Origin of the sequence: Saccharibacillus alkalitolerans, from assembly GCF_011090185.1 — a bacterium.
GTDB lineage: Bacteria > Bacillota > Bacilli > Paenibacillales > Paenibacillaceae > Saccharibacillus > Saccharibacillus alkalitolerans.
This window is the reverse complement of sequence record NZ_JAAFGS010000011.1, coordinates 48969-69401: the sequence shown is the minus strand read 5'-3', so window position 1 is coordinate 69401 and position 20433 is coordinate 48969. Positions and strand designations below refer to the sequence as shown.

17 protein-coding genes are annotated in these 20433 nt (G+C 58.8%); 5 read left to right on the top strand and 12 right to left on the bottom strand.

Annotation, left to right across the window (positions count from 1 at the left end):
• Positions 1 to 89: 89 nt before the first annotated feature.
• The 7 genes from GYN08_RS21450 to kduI all read right to left on the bottom strand — a co-directional run bounded on the left by GYN08_RS21450 (position 90) and on the right by kduI (position 8505).
• Positions 90 to 2168: a heavy metal translocating P-type ATPase gene (locus GYN08_RS21450; protein WP_235946429.1), complete on the bottom strand. Its 2079-nt coding sequence runs from the start codon at positions 2166 to 2168 to the stop codon at positions 90 to 92.
• 322 nt (positions 2169 to 2490) lie between these two features.
• Positions 2491 to 3807, bottom strand: coding sequence for a homocysteine synthase (locus GYN08_RS21445; RefSeq protein WP_268952905.1), 1317 nt, complete (start codon positions 3805 to 3807; stop codon positions 2491 to 2493).
• Positions 3808 to 4135: 328 nt separating this feature from the next.
• A complete protein-coding gene (locus GYN08_RS21440; protein WP_166279061.1) occupies positions 4136 to 4963 on the bottom strand; it encodes an SDR family NAD(P)-dependent oxidoreductase in 828 nt (275 codons plus the stop codon).
• Between the two features lie 89 nt (positions 4964 to 5052).
• On the bottom strand, positions 5053 to 5913 hold the full coding sequence (locus tag GYN08_RS21435; protein ID WP_166279058.1) for a sugar phosphate isomerase/epimerase family protein: 861 nt from the start codon (positions 5911 to 5913) through the stop codon (positions 5053 to 5055).
• A 146-nt stretch (positions 5914 to 6059) separates the two neighbouring features.
• Positions 6060 to 6812, bottom strand: coding sequence for a 2-dehydro-3-deoxy-D-gluconate 5-dehydrogenase KduD (kduD, locus tag GYN08_RS21430; protein WP_166279055.1), 753 nt, complete (start codon positions 6810 to 6812; stop codon positions 6060 to 6062).
• 39 nt (positions 6813 to 6851) lie between these two features.
• The gene (locus GYN08_RS21425; RefSeq protein WP_166279052.1) at positions 6852 to 7631 is read right to left on the bottom strand and encodes a DeoR/GlpR family DNA-binding transcription regulator; all 780 of its coding nucleotides are present in this window, start codon (positions 7629 to 7631) and stop codon (positions 6852 to 6854) included.
• Positions 7632 to 7671: 40 nt separating this feature from the next.
• A complete protein-coding gene (gene kduI, locus GYN08_RS21420) occupies positions 7672 to 8505 on the bottom strand; it encodes a 5-dehydro-4-deoxy-D-glucuronate isomerase (RefSeq protein ID WP_328802992.1) in 834 nt (277 codons plus the stop codon).
• Positions 8506 to 8795: 290 nt separating this feature from the next.
• On the opposite strand from kduI, the gene GYN08_RS21415 reads away from it, so the two are divergent.
• Both GYN08_RS21415 and GYN08_RS21410 read left to right on the top strand, forming a co-directional pair.
• Positions 8796 to 10838 carry a glycosyltransferase family 39 protein gene (locus tag GYN08_RS21415; protein WP_166279046.1) on the top strand — a complete coding sequence of 681 codons (2043 nt, stop codon included), beginning with the start codon at positions 8796 to 8798 and terminating at the stop codon, positions 10836 to 10838.
• Positions 10839 to 10842: 4 nt separating this feature from the next.
• The gene (locus GYN08_RS21410; RefSeq protein WP_328802991.1) at positions 10843 to 11247 is read left to right on the top strand and encodes a GtrA family protein; all 405 of its coding nucleotides are present in this window, start codon (positions 10843 to 10845) and stop codon (positions 11245 to 11247) included.
• A 24-nt stretch (positions 11248 to 11271) separates the two neighbouring features.
• Here the strand turns inward: GYN08_RS21410 and GYN08_RS21405 are convergent, their stop codons facing one another.
• Positions 11272 to 12336, bottom strand: a complete 1065-nt coding sequence (locus GYN08_RS21405) for an SGNH/GDSL hydrolase family protein (protein ID WP_235946428.1) — start codon at positions 12334 to 12336, stop codon at positions 11272 to 11274.
• On the bottom strand, positions 12333 to 13262 hold the full coding sequence (locus GYN08_RS21400; protein WP_166279043.1) for an ArsR/SmtB family transcription factor: 930 nt from the start codon (positions 13260 to 13262) through the stop codon (positions 12333 to 12335). Before GYN08_RS21400 ends, GYN08_RS21405 begins: the two co-directional genes overlap by 4 nt.
• Positions 13263 to 13432: 170 nt before the next feature.
• Here GYN08_RS21400 and GYN08_RS21395 point away from each other — a divergent pair, with 170 nt between their 5' ends.
• The 3 genes from GYN08_RS21395 to GYN08_RS21385 all read left to right on the top strand — a co-directional run bounded on the left by GYN08_RS21395 (position 13433) and on the right by GYN08_RS21385 (position 17260).
• A complete protein-coding gene (locus GYN08_RS21395) occupies positions 13433 to 14926 on the top strand; it encodes a glycoside hydrolase family 43 protein (RefSeq protein ID WP_166279040.1) in 1494 nt (497 codons plus the stop codon).
• A 31-nt stretch (positions 14927 to 14957) separates the two neighbouring features.
• Positions 14958 to 15839, top strand: a complete 882-nt coding sequence (locus tag GYN08_RS21390; protein WP_166279037.1) for an AraC family transcriptional regulator — start codon at positions 14958 to 14960, stop codon at positions 15837 to 15839.
• A gap of 140 nt (positions 15840 to 15979) precedes the next feature.
• On the top strand, positions 15980 to 17260 hold the full coding sequence (locus tag GYN08_RS21385; protein ID WP_166279034.1) for a glycoside hydrolase family 27 protein: 1281 nt from the start codon (positions 15980 to 15982) through the stop codon (positions 17258 to 17260).
• A 190-nt stretch (positions 17261 to 17450) separates the two neighbouring features.
• Here the strand turns inward: GYN08_RS21385 and cyoD are convergent, their stop codons facing one another.
• Genes cyoD through GYN08_RS21370 form a run of 3 tightly spaced genes read right to left on the bottom strand, consistent with a single transcriptional unit; the run spans position 17451 to position 20390 of the window.
• Entirely contained in the window at positions 17451 to 17795 is a 345-nt protein-coding gene (gene cyoD / locus GYN08_RS21380; protein ID WP_166279031.1) for a cytochrome o ubiquinol oxidase subunit IV, read from the bottom strand.
• A 1-nt stretch (position 17796) separates the two neighbouring features.
• Positions 17797 to 18417, bottom strand: coding sequence for a cytochrome (ubi)quinol oxidase subunit III (locus GYN08_RS21375; protein WP_166279028.1), 621 nt, complete (start codon positions 18415 to 18417; stop codon positions 17797 to 17799).
• Positions 18417 to 20390 (bottom strand): cbb3-type cytochrome c oxidase subunit I, encoded by a 1974-nt coding sequence (locus GYN08_RS21370; RefSeq protein ID WP_166279025.1) that lies wholly within the window; start codon positions 20388 to 20390, stop codon positions 18417 to 18419. The genes GYN08_RS21375 and GYN08_RS21370 overlap by 1 nt, the downstream gene beginning before the upstream one ends.
• Positions 20391 to 20433: the final 43 nt, after the last annotated feature.

Below are 20433 nucleotides of genomic sequence, written 5' to 3'. Positions count from 1 at the left end.
TCCTAATTTATAATTATTACAATGTAGTTTCATTATGCTGTCTCCAATTGATTGTGTCAAGTTGAATTTCTTGCCATAAAAATGAAGATTTAATGAAACGACTTCTTGGAACGAAGCAGTCTCAATCCGTTTAACAAAACGAGAAGCGTACTGCCCTCATGGCCGACGACGCCTAACGGCAGCGCGATGCCCAGCGACAAGCTGGAGGCGATCAGCAGCAGGATGACGGCCGTGGCAAACGCCAGATTCTGCCGGATTACGCGTTCGGCCCGGCGGGCGAGCCGCACGGCGCCGGCTGCGGCACGGACTTCGTCGCGCATCAGCACGATATCGGCCGTTCCCAGAGCAGCCCCGCTGCCCCGAATCCCCATCGCCATGCTGACGTCGGCAGCCGCCATCGCCGGCGCGTCATTGACTCCGTCGCCCACCATAAGCACGGGGCCGTAACGTCGGCGAAGTTCCTGGATGCGGCCGACTTTGTCTTCCGGCAGCAGTCCGGCAAACACCTGCTCAATGCCGGCAGCCCGAGCCATATGAGCGGCCGCCCCGGTTCCGTCGCCGGTCAGCATGACCGATTCGATCCCCAGCCCGCGAAGCTGATCCACCGCTTCGCGCGCTTCGGGACGCACCCGATCGCTCAGCGCAAGCAGCGCGACCGCTTCTCCTTCCCGCCGCACGAAAGACACGGTCCGCCCTTCGGCGCGCAGTCGTTCCCGTTCAGGCTCCCACCAAGCCGAGTCGTTCCGCGGCATGTCTTCCGAGCGGGCCGTTTCCGCAGCGAAGCGGCGTATGCCTTTTTCCGCTTTTTCGGCAGCCGCTCCTTCCCCCGCCTTTCCGCTTTCCATGCTGTACGGCAGGCGGCCGACGCCCCACCGTTCGTTTCCGATGAAAGCCTCCGCCCCGAAACCCGGACGCTCGCTCGGCCGCTCGGCTTGCGGCAGGCTCAATCCGCGCGATTCCGCCGCCCGCACGACAGCCTGCGCCAAAGGATGGGAAGAATACCGCTCGACCGACGCGGCGAAACGCAGCACCTCGTTCTCTTCCACCCCGGGCGCGGTGATAAACTCTACCAGCTCGGGTCTGCCCTGGGTAAGCGTACCGGTCTTGTCGAAAGCGACGACTCGAACGCCGGCCAGTCTATCGACGCATGCTCCGCCCTTGAACAGCACGCCTCTGCGCGCGGCGCCCGACATCGCGGACAGCACCGGCGGCATGATCGAAGCCACGATCGCGCAGGGCGAAGCAACGACCAGAAAGACCATGCCTTTGTAAAAAGCGGTCTGCCAGCTTCCGTCCCACAGCCACGGGCCGAGCGCGATCAGAAGCGATGCCGCGACCAGCACAGCCTTAACGTACACGGCTTCGAAGCGTTCGACGAAACGCTGCGAAGGCGGCGAATCTTCGCGGGCTTGTTCGACCATGCGAATCATTTTGGCAAAAAGCGTATCCGCCGCATCCTGCGTCACTTCGATGCGAAGCTCCCCTTCTCCATTGACGGTCCCCGTGTACACGCCGTCTCCCAAGCTCCGGTCGACGGGAACGGACTCTCCCGTAATGGAAGACTGATCGACGGAAGAGCGTCCGCCGATCACGCATCCGTCCGCCGGAATGATTTCTCCGGGCGGAACGAGGACCCGGTCCCCGATTCTCAGCTCATTGGCTTCGACTTTCCGCACCGTTCCCGCTTCAATCTTCAGCGCGCGTTCGGGCCGCATCGCGATCAGCTCGGAAATATCCCGTCCGCTTCGATCGGAAGCGAAGCTCTCCAACGCGCCGCTGAGCGCGAAAATGAAAATAAGCAGCGCTCCTTCGTTCCAATATCCGATGGCGGCCGCTCCCAGCGCGGCCGCCACCATCAGCAGATTGACGTCCAACTCCCGTTCGTTTTTCAATTTGCGGACGGCATCGCGGGCTTTCCCCCAGCCGCCGAGACCGTAGGAAAAAACATACAGCACCGCGGCTGCCGCTTCGATCCCGGCATGCGCCATTCCCCAGGCGGCCAGCATCAGCAGGCCGCTGCCCAGCGCTTTTTGCACTTCGGAATGGGCGGCCAGCTCACGCAGCGACGCCCCTTTTTCTCTCTTCTTTTTTCCGAAGAATTTGGGTCCGCTGTCCGCGCCCGTTCTTTTCCCCGTCAGATTCCTGCTGCCAATCGTCTGCATCGACATGATTCTGCCTCCTTTTAATGAGAATGAGAGTTATTCCGACTGCCCCTAAAATGACACATGCTGCTCCGGAGGTTCCGGAGCAGCATGTGTTAAATGAGAATGAGACTCATTTTTCCTATATTCAATTTTATTGGTCAAGGGCAACTTATATTCGAATCGTACTCTTTTATTCCGAAAAAGTAAAGCGAATCTCTGCCTTCCTCTCGCCGCCTATAAAAAAACCGTGCTTTTCGCCTAAGCGAAAAACACGGTTGGCCGTTCATGAAACGGAGCGGTTGCAAGGCCTTGCTCCGACAGCCTTAAGCACGCCGGGACAGCCGGTTCAGTGTGCGTTCGAAGCCGCGATCGCCTGCTCCAGGTCATGCAGGATGTCGTCGATCGCCTCGGTGCCGATCGACAAACGAACCATGCCGGGCAGCACGCCGGAAGCTTCCTGTTCCTCCGGTCCCAGCTGCTGATGCGTCGTGCTCGCCGGATGGATGATCAGACTCTTCGAGTCGCCTACGTTGGCCAGGTGGGAGAACAGCTTGACGTTCTCGATCAATTTGCGGCCGGTCTCCACTCCGCCTTTGATGCCGAACGTCAATATCGCGCCCTGCCCTTTCGGCAGATATTTCTGCGCCAGTTCGTGTGACGGATGGCTCGGCAGTCCGGAATAATTGACCCATTCCACCCGTTCGTGGCTCTCCAGGAACTTGGCGACCGCCAGCGCGTTCTGGCTGTGGCGCTCCATGCGCAGATGCAGCGTCTCCAGTCCCTGCAGCAGCAGCCAGGAGTTGAACGGCGAAATGGCTGCCCCCAAGTCGCGCATCAGCTGCACACGGGCTTTGATGATGTAAGCGATGGGCCCGACGGCTTCCGTATAGACGACGCCGTGGTAGCTCGGATCCGGCTCCGTGAGCCCCGGGAAGCGTCCGCTTGCCGCCCAGTCGAATTTGCCCGCGTCCACGATGACCCCGCCGATCGACGTGCCGTGACCGCCGATGAATTTGGTCGCGGAGTGGACGACGATATCCGCCCCGTGCTCGATCGGACGCAGCAGGTAAGGGCTCGGGAACGTGTTGTCCACAATCAGCGGAACGCCGTTCTCGTGGGCAATGTCGGCTACCGCCCGGATATCCAGCACGTCCCCGCGCGGATTGCCGACCGTTTCCGCATAAACGGCTTTGGTCTTCTCGTTGATGGCGCGGCGGAAGTTCTCCGGGTCGCTGGAATCGACGAAATGCACCTTGATGCCGAGCTTCGGCAGCGTGACCGCAAAGAGATTGTATGTACCGCCGTATAGACTCGCCGACGATACGATTTCGTCGCCCGCTCCCGCGATGTTCAGCAGCGAATACGTGATCGCCGCCTGGCCCGATGCCGTCGCCAGCGCTCCGGCGGCGCCTTCCAGCGCGGCGATCCGCTGCTCGAACACGTCGCTGGTCGGATTCATCAGCCGGGTATAGATGTTGCCGAATTCTTTCAACCCGAACAAGTTCGCCGCATGTTCCGTGTCGCGGAACCCGTACGAAGTAGTCTGGTACAGCGGCACGGCGCGGGCTCCCGTTACCGGATCAATCTCCTGCCCTCCGTGTACGGCGAGCGTCTCAAAAGCGAGCTTTCTTTCTTCCGTCATATCCGATTCCTCCTTGGGCATATGGGCAACTGTCGGCTTTTCGCCGAAAAACGGTGGACTGTCCTGTCGGGTAGAAGCGGATTCTGGATGAGAAGGCCTTGGCGGACACTCCGATTCTTTAGCTCTTGAAAGCGTTACTTGGTTCTATTCTTACATAAATGAATAAGAATGAAAAGAGCGTAATTTAAATCCCCATCCGAATAGTGGGTTTTTAGCGTGATCTACATATTCGATATCCTACTGTCTGCAGCAAAAAACGGAAACGTCCGTTTTGCGTGCGGACGTCTCCGTCGTTTTCCGTGCCGATATGAATCGTCTGCTCAAGCAGGCCGTTATCCGCGCCCCTTCTTCAGTCTTCTTTCGGATACACCACGCCCCAGCCGTAGCCCGCTTCCTCGGACGTGTCTTCCGGCATGCCGGGCAGAATCAGGCCGCCGTCGATCCGCAGATTGATGCCCGTAATATAGGAAGCCTTGTCCGAGGCCAGCCAGGCGACCGCTTCCCCGATATCCGAAGGCGTGCCGAGACGGCCCAACGGGATCTTGCGGCCCAGCGGTTCCGTCCGCGCGTCCTGCTCCAGGTCGTTGACGGTCGCGCCGGGCGCGATGCAGTTGGTGCGGATGCCGTGCGGCGCCCATTCCAGCGCCAGCGAAGCGCAGGAGCGGATCAGCGCGGCTTTCATGCCGCCGTAGATGCTGTCCCCCGGATAGGCGCGTTCGCCGCGGGACGATGTGATAAAGTGGACGCTGCCTTTGATGCCGCGCTCGATCATCGACCGGACGGCATACTTCGACAGCACGATCGGCGCCGTATAATCCAAACCGATCATCCAGGCGATGTCCTCTTCTTCAAGCTCGGTCAGCTCTTTCATCGTGCTCTGTCCCGCGTTGTTGACGACCAGGTCGATCCGTCCGAAATGCTCCAACACCGCTTCGACGACCCGGCGCGGTTCGCCGGGCTGCGTCAGGTCGCTCTGCATGGCGAAAGGCTCCGCCCCGTAAATATGCTTCAATTCCCGCGTCATCTCTTCCACGTCGTCGAGGCTGGAATGATAAGTCAAAGCGATGCGATAACCTTTTTGCGCCAACACGTGAGCGATGCCTCGGCCGATGCCTTTGACTCCGCCGGTCACCAGCGCGACGAGAAACTGTTCCGAAGACTGCAGATCTTGAGTCATCCGATCCCTCTCCTTTTCGCCGTAATCTTGGGTTTAGGGCCCATTACCCGGCTGCGTCGGAGTATAACCGTGCATTCGGCGCAATTCGCTCAGGCTTCCGCATACAGCCGGCGCAGCGTATCGGCCGAACGCTTCGCCTGCTCCGCCGTCACGCCTTCGATCGAGATATCGATATGCGGCTTGCGCTCTTTCAGCAGGCGGTACAGCAAGTCTTTGTTCAGCAGCCCTTCCCCGATCGGACGATCGAGCCTAGGCTGTCCGCCGCCGGCCCAGTGGCCGCCTTCGCCGAAGTCCAAATCTTTGGCGTGGATCAGTACCATCCGGTCCGCCAGCGTATCGAACGCGTCCCGGATCAGTTCGTCCTGCTTGGGCAGCCGCTCCTCGTTCAGCAGGTTGCACGCGTCGAACAGCAGTCCGATCGAAGAGGAAGGCACTTCGCTCAGCAGCCGCCGAAAATGCTCAAGCGAATGCAGCGTATGTCCGGCGACCGGTTCCAGCGCAAGCTTGATTCCCCATTTTTCCGCTTCTTCCGCCAGCTCCGACATCGTCTCCCGCAGAACGCTCCAGCCGTGCTCTTCGTAATTCGACGGATGCGATTCGCTGTAGGTCCGGATCGATCCCGTCTCCGTCGCCACCATCCCGCAGCCGAAATCGCGAGCCAGACGCAGATGTTCCTTGAACCGGTCGATCTCGGCACGCCGAACGGTCGAGTCCGGATGCACCGGATCGATATAGCAGCCGAGCACCGCGATTCGCACCCCTTCGCGTCCGAACGCTTCAGCGATATGGTTCGCCAACCCGGGACTCAATTTGCCCGGCGAGCAGTCGATATCCCCGATCGCTTTGAGCAGCGCCAGCTGAACCGAAGTAAAGCCTTCTTCCGCGACTTTGCGCGCCAGTTCGGCCGCAGGCAGCTTGCCGTAAGTATGCGCCAGAATGCCAAGTTTCATTCGCCTTTCCTCCCTTAGCCGACAGAAGGCCGCGGCGGCGAGGCGGAAGTGCTCCCGCCTTCGCCGTTCGCGGCCCTCATCGGAATTATGGTCCTGCGTCTCGTTTCCGTTTCTTCATCCGTGCCTTTTCGCCGAACGGTTCGGCGTCAGCGGATCATCCAGCCTCCGTCGACGCACAGCACATGGCCGTTCACGTAATCGGCCGCCGCCGAAGCCAGGAACACCGCCGGACCGCCGACGTCTTCGCCCGTGCCCCATCGTCCCGCCGGGATGCGCACCGTGATCGAATCCGTGCGTTCCTTGTCTTCGCGGATCGGCGCGGTGTTGTCCGTCGACATATAGCCCGGAGCGATCGCGTTGACCTGCACGCCTTTGGACGCCCACTCGTTCGCGAACGCTTTGGTCAATCCCGCTACGCCGTGTTTGCTGGCCGTGTAACCGGGAACGTTGATGCCTCCTTGGAACGACAGCATCGAAGCGATATTGATGATCTTGCCGCTGCCGCGTTCGACCATATGGTTGCCGACCAGCTGCGTCAGATAAAAGACCGTTTTCAGGTTGATGTCCAGCACCTCGTCGAAATCTTTCCAGCTGTGCTGCGAAATCGGCGTGCGCCGGATAATGCCCGCGTTGTTGATCAAAATATCGATGCGGCCCTCAAACTCCAGACAGCGGGCGACGACGTCTTCGAGCTCTTCCGACTTGCTGAGATCCGCTTGAATGTCGTGAGCTTTGCGCCCGAGCGCACGCACCTTTTCCGCCGTGTCGGAACAGGACGTGTACGAGACGGCGATAATATCCGCGCCCGCTTCCGCCAGCGCAAGCGCCATTCCCTGCCCGAGCCCGCCGCTCGCTCCCGTGACCAACGCGACTTTTCCGCTGAGATCGAACATGCTCATCTTTTTTCCTCCCGAAATGTTGCCGGACCGATAGGGCGATTATGCCTGCTTCTCCGGTGCGCCGCTTCCGTCGTCCAGCCGTATGTTTTTCCGTGCAAAAAGCTCTTTCTGCTCCGGGTCCAGCCCGCCGTCCGTCACAATGACGTCCATCTCTTCGCACGCCGCGAACGTCCACAGCGCGAACTTGCCGAACTTTTGATGCTCGATGACCCCGTACACCCTGCGCGCCGTTTTGACCAGCGCCTTCTTGTACGGAACCAGGTCGCCCGTGTAGATCGAAGCGCCGAGCTCCGGATGAAGCGCCGTCGCCGACAAGAACGCTTTGCTGATGTTCAGGCCTTCGACGAACGTCGCGCTGCCCGTACCGATCAGCACGTTGCGCACCCGCTCCCCGCCCGGCACGACAAGCCGAATATTGTCCTTGCGCGCCAGTTCGCTGAGGATGAACAGGTCGTTCGTCACCACGGTCAGCGGCACGTTCTCGAGCTGCCGGGCCATTTCCAGCGTCGTGCTCCCGCCGTCCAGCGCGATGATGTCGCCGGGTTCGATATAGCGCAGCGCGCGGGCGGCAATCTCCGCTTTTTCCGCGGCGTGCTTATCGCCCGTCCCCTTCGACGACAGGATGCCGAACTGGTCGTTCTGGGCCAGCATCGCGCCGCCGTGTACCCTCAGCAGAAGCCCTTTTTCCTCCAGCCTCGCCAGATCCTCGCGGATCGTTTTGCCGGTGACTTCCAGCATCGAGCTGAGTTCGCCCACCCCGACCTCCTGGCGCTCGATCAAAATTTCCATGATTTTTTCGTGCCGTTTGAGTGCGTTCATGTCTGGATATAGCTCCTATTCCGAAAAAAGTCGTTAGGATCTATTTTAAGTCCTTCATATCCACCGCGTCCATATCGTCGAAAACCTGATTCTCGCCGGCCATCGCCCAGCAGAACGTATAGTTGTTCGTGCCGACGCCGCTGTGGATCGACCAGCTGGGGGAAATGACGGCCTGCTCGTTGCGCACGACCAGGTGACGCGTCTCCTGAGGTTCGCCCATGAAATGGAACACCGCGGCGTCTTCCGGCATATTGAAATACAGATACACTTCCGAGCGGCGGTTATGCGTGTGGCACGGCATCGTGTTCCACATATTGCCCGGCTCGAGCTCCGTAATGCCCATGACCAGCTGGCAGCTCTCGATGCCGCCCGGCAGGATGTATTTGTTGATCGTGCGCTCGTTGGAGCTGTCGATGCTGCCCAGATGGGCTTTGATCGCTTCGCCCTGACCGGCTTTTTTGGTCGGATACGCTTTGTGCGCCGGGGTGGATACGAGATAGAACTTCGCGGGACTTCCGCCGTCCGCGCTCTTGAACGTCACGTCTTTGACGCCGAGGCCGACGTACAGACATTCGTTTTTGCCGACTTCGAACACCTCGCCGTCCGCCGTCACCGAACCTTCGCCGCCCACGTTGATGATGCCGGCTTCGCGGCGCTCCAGGAAAAAGTCCGCGCCGATCTGCTTCAGATCCACTTCCAGCTTGATCTCCTTCGAGACGGGGACAGCCGAGCCGACGATATAACGGTCCACATGCGAGTAAACGGTTACAAGCTGATCCGGCGCGAACAGCGTCTCGATCAGAAATTCCTCCCGAAGGCGGGTCGTATCGAAACTTTTGACGTCGTTCGGATGCGAAACATAGCGGTTTTCCACAATATTCATCCTTTCGATTTGAAGTTGGATAAAACGGTGAGATACGAAGTGAACGTTTATATGGGTTCATATTAGTTCATTTTACACACTTTGTATACCCATTTCGAAAAAAAATCCGGTATTCCTCTCCCACCAAAACAGTCGGCGGGCGGCTTCCGTTCAGCTGGCGCTAAGCTTGCTTTCAGTTTCTTTTCATGCTTCGGCGTTATAATTAAAAGTATCATTAGACGGGGAAAAAGCGGCCGGGCTTAGAGGTCCGCCGCCGATCTTCGGTTCGGAGGGAGTTTCAAGTGGACTTGCGAAGGCTAAAAAATATCGATCCCGTTCCGGCGGCGCTTGCGCTGGCGGCTCTCTTTTTATCGCTGTATAATATTGAAAAATCCGGTTACTTGAACGCCTACTACACGGCCGCCGTAACCAGCATGACCCAGAGCCTACATAACTTTTTTTACAATTCGTTCGATCCCGGCGGCTTTATCTCCATCGACAAGCCGCCGGTCGCTTTCTGGCTGCAGGCGATCAGCGTCAAGCTGCTGGGGCTCCATTCCTGGAGCCTGGCGCTGCCTTCGGCGCTGGCGTTCGCCGGTTCGGTCATTCTGCTGTACCTGACGGTCCGGCCGTCGTTCGGTCGAACGGCGGCGCGGTTGGCCGCGCTGATCCTGACGTTTACTCCGATCGCCGCGGCCGTCAGCCGAACGAACAACGTGGACAGCGTGCTCGTATTTTTCCTTATGCTCGCCGTTCACGTGCTGACCCGCGCCGTCCGTACGGACAGCTTGGGGCAGCTGTGCCTGGCATTCGCTCTGGTAGGCGTCGGTTTCAACACGAAAATGATGCAGGCCTACCTCGTGCTGCCGGCCCTGTATCTGTTCGTGCTGGCGGCGCGCAGGCTTCCTTGGCAGCGGACGCTGAAGCGCTTGGCCGCCGCCACCGCGGTGCTCGCGCTCGTCTCGTTATCCTGGGCGGCCGCGGTCGATACGACGCCCGAAGCTCGGCGGCCGTACGTGGGCAGCAGCCTGCACAACTCCGTATTGGAGCTGGCGCTCGGCTACAACGGCATCGGCCGTCTGACCGGCAATCTGAGCGGCAGCGTGTCGCTGTCGCCGGAAGCGGCCAAGATCGCGGGACAGGAGGCCAGCCTGATTCCGGCTCTGCCCGGCGGCCTGGATGGCCGCCTGAAGAGCGAAGAGAAAAGCTCGGACGCTTTTTCCGCGGACGACAAGGCGTCCGAACGTCCGGCCCGGGGCTTCGCTCCGGCTTCGAGCGCCGGCACGATGAGCTCGGTCGGCGAAGACGGGCCGCCGGGACCGCTGCGGCTGCTGGACGCGAAGCTGGCCGGACAGATCACCTGGCTGCTTCCGTTCGCGCTGCTGGGCGCAGTCATGCTCTGGTTCCGCCGTCCCGAACGGCGGCCTGAAATTTTGCTCTGGACCGTCTGGCTGCTGCCGATGATCGTCGTGTTCAGCATGGCGGGATACTTCCACCGCTATTACCTGATCATGCTGGCGCCGGGCATCGCGGCGCTCTCCGGCGCGGCGCTCGCCGAGCTGATGCGGTCGCCGCGCCTTGCCTGGCTGCTGCCGGGCTGGGCGGTCGCCTTCGGTACGGCCGCTTACATCGCCTTCGACGACGAACTTCCGCGCATCGCCTTGACCGTCGCCGCTCTCGGCGTTCTGGCCCTGCTGCCTGCGCTTGCGCCGCTGCGCCGACGCTTAAAAGGCCGCTTCGCGTTGAAAGCGGCCTTCGCCTGCGGGCTTGCCGCGCTTATGGCGGCTCCGATCTATTGGTCGTTGACTCCCGCCCTGTACGGCGTCAGCGCCCGTCAGCCTTACGCTTCGCCTCATTTGGCGGAAGGCGGCGGCAGTTGGAGCCGCGACGGCGAACCGCTGAACGGAGCGCTCGTCGATTACCTGCTCCGCCATCAAGGAAATGCCAAGTACATCGCGGCCATGCCCTCGTCCAACAGCGGCGCGGACGCGCTTATCATTCAGACGGGCAAGCCCGTGCTGGCCTGGGGCGGATTCAAGGGAGTCGATCCGGCCCTCGACATTCAAGGACTCCGGGACAAGGTTCGCAAAGACGAGGTCCGCTACGCGCTGCTCAGCGAAACGCATGTTTCGAACAATCCCCTGGCCCGCTGGATACAGGAGAACGCGGCACCGGTCCCCGAATCCGCCTGGAACGCGATGCGGGGGAGCGACCGGCCCGCCGGCAGGATGACGGACGAAAACGCGTCCCCTTCCTCTTCCATAACCGGCGCGATCGGCCGCGTCGCCGACGCGCTGGGCTTGGAACACAGCTATCAGCTTTACGATATGAAGAAGGAGGAATAGTCCGGTGCCGCTCAAAATGAAGCAAGACTCCGCCCGTCCCCTGCGTTTCGCCGTCGTCGGCGTTTCCAATACGGTCGTCGATTTCGTCGTCTTTTTCCTGCTGCAGAGTCTGATCGGACCGTTTGCCCAGGCCGCGGGTTACGCCGCCGGCACCGCGAACAGCTATTACTGGAACCGGAGATGGACGTTCAAGACCGATCAGCCGAGACAAAAAGGAGAGCTGCTTCGCTTCCTGGTCGTCAACGCGACCGTTGCCCTGCTGACTTCGCTGCTGCTTGCCCTGCTCGATCTGTTCATGCCCGTTTGGACGGCCAAAGTGCTCGTGACCGTTCCCGGCATGGCGTTCAACTACGTGCTCAGCAAAGTCTGGGTATTCCGGCCGGCCGCGGCGGAAAAGCCCAATTTGTGAACCGTGCCGCGCAGCCGCGTTTCTTTACCCGAGAATCTCCCTGATGCGCCGCGCCAGCTTCTCCGCCGCTTTGGCATGCGTGCGCTTCGAAGGATGGAAGTCGGCGCCGTATCCGTCTTCCGCCCGCTGCACGTCGAATTTCATGACGGACACGTCGGAATCGCCCGACTCTTCGCTATAACGGGCGGCCGCCCGCTCGACAAACGGATACAGCCGATCGCCCATCATTCCCAGCGTGCAGAGAATGGGAACATGGGCGTTTTGGCGTCTGACCGTTTTTAAAAATTCGGTATAGCGTTCCGCAAACTCCGCCTGCCGCTCCGGATGATCCCCGGCGTAAGAGTCGTCGTTCGTTCCCAAATTGATCACGATCAGATCGGGCGCGAACGCCGCGAAATCCCACTCGATCTCCAGCGGGTCCAGCACGCCGTCCAATCGGCCTTCGGACTTCGCCAGCTTCGTGTAATAATCGGGAAGCAGATGCGTCAGCAGCTTCTCTCCGTTTTCCGTGTAGCCCGAAATGATGCCGTAGCCGCTGTACGAAACCATACTGTAATCGGCATTCACGGCTTGGGCGGCCAAATAGGCGTAAGCCTGCGTCACGTCCTCCGTCGCGGTCGAAAAAGGCTTTTCGCCCTCCTGCTCGTCTACCCCGTAACCGCAGGTGATGGAATCGCCGATAAATTCGATGCGATGCGGCTTGTCCGCCACCGGCTTAATACCGTCCGCGGCCTCGACCCCGATCTCCAAAATGCCGACCGTCGACATCGCCGCCTCCGACAGTTTCACGATCTGAACGCTCACTTCCTGCTCCGTATCGCTTTCGAACACGGTGTACGTTTTGAGCGCTTGATCGACCTGATCGTCGATCACCCGCGCTCCGTTCACGTAAATCCCGATTCTGGCCAAATTCACGCTGCCCGGCGCGACGTTATCGCCTTTGAGAACGATCTCCGCTTTTTTGCCGGTAAAAGAAAAAGCGGCTCCGCTCCCCGACAACCCCAACCACAATGCATCGTTATATTCATAAGTTCTGCCCAGCTTTTTCACGTATTCCCCGGTCGCTTTGAATCTTTTCATTTCGCTCATTCTTTCCCTTCCTTTTCGCTGTCGCTGATATGAACGCGGATCAAGATATCCTGATCGTGATTGCCGAAGCCCGCCCCGTAAAGCGTCAGTCCGCCTACGTTGGCCGCCTGCTCGTCGACTTCGAAACGCAGCGTCCAAAACGGTTCTCCCAGCCGAATGTCCTCCACCGTGATATCCGATAAGCGTTCCCCGTCGATAAAAGTGCCTGCGACGTCGATCCGGATCGTTTTCAACAGGCCGTACTGGTTCACGTTCCGGTGCCACCAGGGCGGCGTGTATTTGCCCCGCGCGGCGCGGCCGAAATCGGCCGGGCTGGTCCAGGTGCCAAGAAAGATGCCGTTGAACGCAATGCCGATATCCGAGGGCCAATCGTCGCGCAGGCCCGGGGCTTCCGAAGCCAGCTCCATCGAAATCTCGATCGCCTCCGCCGTTTGTTCCGGCAGCAGATAATTCGGCGTCTTATACTCGACAAATCCACGTCCGAACCACAGAATCGCGGCCTGCACCCGTTCGGGATCGAGGAAGTAGCGCGGATCGTCCCAGACGCCGATTTCCTTCTCCAGTGTGCCCAGCCCGCAGGTGGGATACACGTCGAACGCCGTGTAATGACCGATCGCGATCGTCTGCTCCCTTACTTTCGACTCTTCGCGGGAGGAGGGAAGTTCGATTTCGATCTTTTTCTGCTTGAGAAAACACAGCTTGTGCGTGCCGCCGTTCAATCGAACCCGGCGGCTTCCGATCAGCCCCGCCTGCTCCAGCTTGCGGATATGCAGGGTCACGATCGACGGACTAAGATTCATCTTCGCCGCAAGATCTTTGGCATTGATTTCGCCTTCGGCAATGAGGCTCATCATTTTCCATCTTACCTCGCTCGCCAGCGCCTCGTACAGCGGCATAAATTCGGCTCTGCCGTTCGCTTTGATCATGGCCTTCTCCTCCGTCCGCCTGTTGAATTCACAATTATATTCATTGAATTGATTTTAGCGGCTGATCCAACTTTATCATATTGTAAGCTTTCCGAGGATACTGTTTAATTTGCTTAGTCGCGATAAATTTACAATTCATAAAAATATGAATTCAGAAAAAGAGGTGCGGAATGAATTACAGCAATCCCGTCGTCAAAGGCTTTTACCCCGATCCCAGCGTATGCAGAGCCGGAGACACTTATTATCTCGTCTGCAGCTCCTTTCACTATTTTCCCGGCGTCCCGCTCTTCGAAAGCAAAGATCTGATTAACTGGACGCAGATCGGACACTGTCTGACCCGCGAAAGCCAGGTTCGGCTCGGCGGGGTCAACAGCTCCGGCGGCGTATTCGCCCCGACGATCCGGCATCACGGCGGTCGATTTTATATGACGACGACCAACGATACGACGCGCCAGAACTTTTACGTGTGGACCGACGACATTTACGGCGAATGGTCGGATCCGGTCTATGTCGATCAAGGCGGCATCGATCCGGATCTGTATTTTGAAGACGGGCGGGCTTACTTTATGAGCAACGGGGTAGGCGACGACGGGATCGGCGGCGTCGTGCAGTGCGAGATCGACATCGAGACGGGAGCGAAACGCTCGCCCAGCCGCTCCGTCTGGCAGGGCGCCGGCGGACGTTATCTGGAAAGCCCTCATATGTACAAAATCGACGGGCGTTATTATCTGATAGCGGCGGAAGGCGGCACGGAGTACGGCCACATGGTCGTGTACGCGCGGGGCGAATCGCTGTCCGGACCGTTCGAGGCGTATCCGGCCAATCCCGTGCTGACCAACCGCAATCTCGGCGGATACGAGCTGCAGGGAGTCGGTCACGGCGACCTCGTGCAGGACGGCGAAGGAAACTGGTGGATGCTGCATTTGGGATTCCGCCAGATCGGACGCTGGATGACTTATCACCATCTGGGGCGCGAAGTTTTCTTGACTCCGGTGACCTTCGGCGAAGACGGATGGTTTACTGCCGGACAAGACGGCACCGTGCTGAGCCGGTTCCAGACCGATCGCATCCCCGAAACGGTCGTGCAGCGCGAGAACAAGGTCGAGACGTTCGGCAGCACGGACTGGACGCTGGATTGGTGTTATTTACGCCATCCGCGTGCGGAAAATTACCGAACGGAATCGGATAAGCTGGTCTTGAAGGGCACGGAAGTCTCCCTGGATATGCCGGCTTCTCCGACTTTTGTCGGCATTCGGCAGAAAGATTTCGAAGCCGAGATCGCCTGCGATATCAAACTGAGCGGGGACGGCGAAGCAGGAATTACGCTGTATATGGACGAAAACCATCACTACGACTTGGCGGTTCGCCGGAACGCTTCCGGACTCCGGGCGATCGAACGCCTGAATGTCGGAGATATCAAATCCGTCGAGCATACGGCGGATCTCGCCATTGAAGGCCGGGCCACGCTGATCGTCCGTTCGGACGCCGAACGTTATCGTTTCTCCGTCGTTGTTGGCGGGCAGGAAATTTCGCTCGGAACGGCTCAGACCCGCTATCTGTCTTCCGAAGTCGCGGGAGGCTTCACGGGCGTGCTGATCGGGCTTTACGCCTATGGGCCGGAAGCGGAAGCCGAGTTCACGAATTTCAAATGCGAATACGCATAAGCTTAGACGAGGCCGGGAAAGGAGGCGCATCATGGAGATTGCCAGAGGCACTTACGGATTTCGGTTCACCGAACACGAAGAGCTGCCGCTCTGCCGCTTATTTGCGGTAGGCTGCGATACGGTGGACCGATCCGACTACGATTGGGACGGGCTGAGACGAACGGACGGCCCCCTGCTGCTGTTCCAATATACGCTGTCCGGCGAAGGGGTATACGAAGCGGAAGGCCGGAAGCACCGCATTTCGGCCGGACAGGCTTTTCTCGCCGAAATTCCCGGTCCGCACCGTTACTACTACGATTCGTCGGCCGAAGCGCCGTGGACCTTTCTGTTTTTGCTGTTCCGGCCCGACACGATTCTGCCTTACTGGCAAAAATACCGGCGCGAAGCGGGCATCGTTCCCCGGCTGTCCTCCGACAGCGCGCCGGTCCGGATGCTGCGCATGATCGTGACCGATGCAGCGGCGGGGAGAATCTCCGATCCGCTGATTGCCTCCTCCTGCGTATATCAGTTCATGACCGAATTGGTTCGCGCGCAGGTCGTAAATTCGCGCAGCCGCTCGAACTGGCCCGAGAATATCCGGCATGCCGCCGAATTCATCGAACGCGATTATGCGGACATGGTCAGCATCGACCAGCTGGCGGAACATGTCGGACTGTCCAAATACCATCTGATCCGGCGCTTTTCTTCCTCTGTCGGAATGACGCCGGGGGTGTATCTCGCACGAATTCGTATCGAAAAAGCGATGGAACTGCTGCGGGGCACGGAGCTGGGCATCGAGAATATCGCGCAGCGGGTCGGCTACTCGAGCGGAAGTTATTTGATCAAAACTTTTCGCCGGATGACCGGACTGACGCCCGGCGAATTTCGTCACGGCAGCGAAAGCCTGCTGTACCGCAAACTTTTCCTGGATTGAACGGCTTGGCCAGCGAAGGTTCCGGGAGAGCAATATCGTACAAGTTCCGAATCAAAATCGTTATGGATACGGTTTCATTGCTCCGCTATTATAAAAGTGCATGAGCAATAAAAATCAATGACGATCAAAGGAGATTCATTATGGATCATAAACTGTCAGCCCCTCTTCCGCCGCTCGGCTGGAACAGCTGGGATTGTTACGGCGCGGCCGTAACGGAAGAAGAAGTTCGCGGCAACGCGGAATATATGGCTCGGCATCTCAAAGAATTCGGCTGGCAGTACGTTACGGTGGATATTCAATGGTATGAGCCGTATGCCAATTCTTCGCAGTATCGGCCTTTTGTTCCCCTGATCATGGACGAACACTCGCGGCTGATGCCGGCCGAGAACCGTTTTCCTTCCGCTGCGGGCGGACGGGGATTCAAGCCGCTGGCCGATTACGTGCACGGACTGGGACTTAAATTCGGCATTCACATCATGCGCGGCGTTCCGCGTCAGGCCGTTCATGCCGCTTCCCCGATCCTGAAGACGTCCGCGACGGCGCGGGACATCGCGCACCCCAATTCCATCTGTCCCTGGAACACCGACATGTACGGCGTCGATGCTTCCAAGGAAGGCGCTCAAGCATATTACGATTCGTTGTTCGAGCTTTACGCGCAGTGGGGCGTCGACCTGGTTAAAGTAGACGACATCGCGGCTTCCCGGCTGTACGATACCCATCAGCCGGAGATCGAGCTCATTTCCCGGGCAATCAAGCGCTGCGGCCGTCCTATGGTGCTGAGTCTGTCTCCTGGACCCGCTCCGATCGAGTATGCGGACTTTTTCGCGGAACACGCCAATATGTGGCGCGTCACGGACGACTTCTGGGATCTGTGGCCGCTGCTGCTCGACATGTTCGATCGCTGCCGGACCTGGCAGGGCGTGCCGCAGCCCGGCTGCTGGCCGGACTGTGACATGCTGCCGCTGGGCCATATCGGCATACGGTCCGTCGACGGCGGCGGATCCGACCGCTGGACCCGCTTTACCCGCGACGAGCAGCTGACGATGATGTCGCTGTGGAGCATTTTCCGTTCTCCGCTGATCTTCGGCGGCGAGCTGCGGGACTGCGACGATTGGACGCTGTCTCTGCTGACCAACCGCGACGTGCTGCGAATGCATCGCGAAAGCCGCGGCGCGCGGGAAGCGCTGCGCGAAGGAGACCTGATCCTCTGGACGGCCGAAGGTCCGGATAAAGAGCGCTATGCCGCCCTGTTCAACATCGGCGACGAAGCCCGATCGTTCGACCTTGGTCTTGAGCAGGCCGGGCTGCAAGGATATCAGGACGGCCTGGAACTCTGGAGCGGTGCTTCGGCAGCGCTGTCGGAAGACGCGCTGAGGGCCGAAGTTCCGCCGCACGGCGTTCGCTTGTACCGCTTCTCCTGATCGGACGCCGGCTTCGGTTCAAGCTCTGCCCGCTATTTTCGGGCAGAGCTTTTTCGTGTTAGGTCGTTCTTGTCGTGCTCCGTTCCCTATGCTGTCCTAACCGTCGACTTACGCAGCAAAAAAAAGAGTCCGCGAATGCGGACTCTTTTTCGTAAAACATACTGCGGAAAGAATTGCCTGGGGCGACTCTCTACATTCTCATGCCGATCTGGTTGTTGCCCATGATCCAGATGGAGCCGATAACGATCGTCAGCAGAATCAGAATGCCGAATACGAGCGTGATCGCGTTCCAACGAGGCTGTTCGCCGTCGCGGATGTGCATGAAGAAGACCAGCTGAACCAAAAACTGCAGCGTCGCCGTGACCATGATAACCGCGATGGTTGCGGTACGGCCCATCATGTCGTTCATGACGACGACCAGCGGAATGATCGTCAGAATGATCGAAATGATATAGCCGATGACGTAGGACTTGACCGAGCCGTGCTCGTGACGTTCTCCGCCATGGCTGTTATGCGTGTTGTTGTGATCCGCCATCTTACATCACCTCCATCAGGTACACGATCGAGAGCAGGAAGATCCAGACGGCGTCCAGGAAGTGCCAGTACAAGCTGAATACCGTAACTTTACCCTTCGTATCCGAATTCAGGCCTCGGCGAAGGATTTGGATAATGATCGAAATCATCCAGCCGATACCGATCGTAACGTGTACGCCGTGCGTGCCGACGAGCGTGAAGAAGGACGACCAGTACGCGCTTGTTTGCAGCGTCGCGCCTTCATGCACCAGTTCGACGAACTCGATCAATTCGAGCGCGAGGAATCCCGCGCCGAGCAGTCCGGTAACGACGAGCCAGGTGATCATCGGCTTGACTTTGTTTTGGTGCATGGCCAGAACGGCCAGACCGCTGGTGAAACTGCTTGTCAGGAGCAGGAACGTTTCGGCGATGACGCCCGTCATGTTGAACAATTCCGCGCCCGTTTCAAAACCGTCGGTGCCGCCGCGAAGCACGATAAAGGTCGCGAACAGCGTTGCGAACAAGATAACGTCGGTTACGAGGAAGATCCAGAAACCGAGCAGTTTGATATCCTGCGGGTCGTGATGACCCGCAGCGTGATGATGATCGTGGTGATCCGTGCCGTGTGCCGGAGACTGTGCCATTATACCGCGCCCCCTCTTAACGTAGCTTCGGTTCTTTCAATTTCCTCAACCGGAATGTAGTATTCCGCTTTGTGGGCGCTGAAGGAACGAGCATACAAACAAATGAATACGCCGATCAGGCCAGGAATGGCCATCCACAGCCAGTGGAAGACGAGGCCGAAACCGAGAACGAACCAACATGCGGCCATAATGGCAGGGATCGCCGAGTTTTTCGGCATGTGGATCGGCTCGATCGGTCCGAGCTGCCAAGGCTTCTCGCCGCGTCTGCGGCGTTCTTTCTCTTCCCACCATTCGTCGCGGCTGTGAACCTGCGGGATAACCGCAAAGTTGTATTCCGGCGCCGGGGAAGGAATCGAGAACTCGAGCGTACGAGCATCCCAGATATCGCCCGTCGTGTCCTTCTCGTGACGGAAGATGCTGTAGCCGATCTGCGCCACTTGGAACAGGAAGGCGATACCCATCAGGTAAGCGCCGATCGTCGAAACGACGTTCAGTCCCGTCCAGTTCGGATCGCTGAAGACGCTGATCCGGCGTGTCATGCCGTCGAGGCCGACCAGGTACTGCGGCATGAAGCAGACGTAGAAACCGATATTCCAGAACCAGAAAGCCCATTTGCCGAGGTATTCGTTCAGCTTAAAGCCGAACATCTTCGGCCACCAGTAGTAAAGACCCGCGAAGTAACCGAATACGACGCCGCCGATCAGCACCTGGTGGAAGTGGGCGATCAGGAAGTAACTGTTGTGGAACTGGAAGTCCGCCGGCGCGACCGAGAGCATAACGCCGGTCATCCCGCCGACGACGAACGCCGGAATGAATGCGATCGTCCACATCATCGGAGTCGGGAAGGTAATCCTGCCCTTGTACATCGTAAACAGCCAGTTGAATATCTTGACCCCTGTAGGAATCGCGATGATCATGGTCGTTACGGCGAAGAAGGCGTTAACGTTCGCGCCCGAGCCCATCGTGAAGAAGTGGTGAGCCCAAGTGAAGAACGAAATGATACTGATGATAACCATGGCGAATACCATCGAAGCGTAGCCGAACAGCCGTTTTCTCGCAAAGGTCGCGACCGTTTCCGAGAAGACGCCGAAGGCCGGCAGGACGACGATATACACTTCCGGGTGACCCCACATCCAGATGAGGTTGATATACATCATCGGGTTGCCGCCGCCGTCGAGCGTGAAGAAATGGGCGCCGAAGAAGCGGTCCATGAACAGCAGCAGCAGCGTGATCGTCAGAATCGGGAAGGCGAAGATGATCGTCGTCGAAGCGGCGAATACCGACCAGGTGAACATCGGCATTTTCATCATCGTCATGCCCGGAGCGCGCATTTTGAGAATGGTGACGATAAAGTTGATACCGGACGCGAGCGAGCCGATACCGGATATCTGAATACCCCAAATGTAGAAGTTCATGCCGACGCCCGGGTTGAACTGCGAACCGGACAGCGGCGGATAAGCCAGCCAGCCGGCGTCAGGCGAACCGCCGATGACGAACGACAGGTTGAACAGCATCGCACCCGCAAAGAAGAGCCAGAAGCTGAGCGAGTTCAGATACGGGAAAGCGACGTCGCGCGCGCCGATCTGCAGCGGCACGACGATATTGAACAGACCGAACATCAGCGGCATGGCCATGAAGAAGATCATGACGACGCCGTGCGTCGTGAAGATTTGGTTATAATGTTCCGGTTCCAGGAAGTTCAGATCCGGAAAAGCGAGCTGGGTCCGCATCATGACGGCGTCCACGCCGCCGCGGAAGAGCATCAGGATAGCGGCCAGGATGTACATGATCCCGATCTTCTTGTGATCGACGGTCGTGATCCAGTTTCTCCAGAGCCAGCCCCATTTTTTGAAGTACGTCAGTACGAAGACGATCCCGAGCGTCGCCAGTACGATGGACGCGTCCGCGCCATAGATGAGCGGGTCGCCCGTTACAAAAAACTCGGATGCGAACTCTTTGATATTATCGAGCATTAGGGAGCTCCTTTCGTTGCGTTGAATGTCCGGGGCTTAATAG

Excerpts from the sequence above, each read along its gene's own strand:
- GYN08_RS21435 (WP_166279058.1), bottom strand. The coding sequence starts at position 5,913 with ATGAAACTTGGCATTCTGGCGCATACTTACGGCAAGCTGCCTGCGGCC.
- GYN08_RS21405 (WP_235946428.1), bottom strand. The coding sequence starts at position 12,336 with ATGAGCGAAATGAAAAGATTCAAAGCGACCGGGGAATACGTGAAAAAG.
- GYN08_RS21385 (WP_166279034.1), top strand. The coding sequence starts at position 15,980 with ATGGATCATAAACTGTCAGCCCCTCTTCCGCCGCTCGGCTGGAACAGC.
- GYN08_RS21445 (WP_268952905.1), bottom strand. The coding sequence starts at position 3,807 with ATGCCCAAGGAGGAATCGGATATGACGGAAGAAAGAAAGCTCGCTTTT.
- GYN08_RS21375 (WP_166279028.1), bottom strand. The coding sequence starts at position 18,417 with ATGGCACAGTCTCCGGCACACGGCACGGATCACCACGATCATCATCAC.
- GYN08_RS21370 (WP_166279025.1), bottom strand. The coding sequence starts at position 20,390 with ATGCTCGATAATATCAAAGAGTTCGCATCCGAGTTTTTTGTAACGGGC.
- GYN08_RS21400 (WP_166279043.1), bottom strand. The coding sequence starts at position 13,262 with ATGATCAAAGCGAACGGCAGAGCCGAATTTATGCCGCTGTACGAGGCG.
- kduD (WP_166279055.1), bottom strand. The coding sequence starts at position 6,812 with ATGAGCATGTTCGATCTCAGCGGAAAAGTCGCGTTGGTCACGGGAGCG.
- GYN08_RS21425 (WP_166279052.1), bottom strand. The coding sequence starts at position 7,631 with ATGAACGCACTCAAACGGCACGAAAAAATCATGGAAATTTTGATCGAG.
- GYN08_RS21395 (WP_166279040.1), top strand. The coding sequence starts at position 13,433 with ATGAATTACAGCAATCCCGTCGTCAAAGGCTTTTACCCCGATCCCAGC.
- GYN08_RS21440 (WP_166279061.1), bottom strand. The coding sequence starts at position 4,963 with ATGACTCAAGATCTGCAGTCTTCGGAACAGTTTCTCGTCGCGCTGGTG.
- GYN08_RS21390 (WP_166279037.1), top strand. The coding sequence starts at position 14,958 with ATGGAGATTGCCAGAGGCACTTACGGATTTCGGTTCACCGAACACGAA.
- GYN08_RS21450 (WP_235946429.1), bottom strand. The coding sequence starts at position 2,168 with ATGTCGATGCAGACGATTGGCAGCAGGAATCTGACGGGGAAAAGAACG.
- cyoD (WP_166279031.1), bottom strand. The coding sequence starts at position 17,795 with ATGGCGGATCACAACAACACGCATAACAGCCATGGCGGAGAACGTCAC.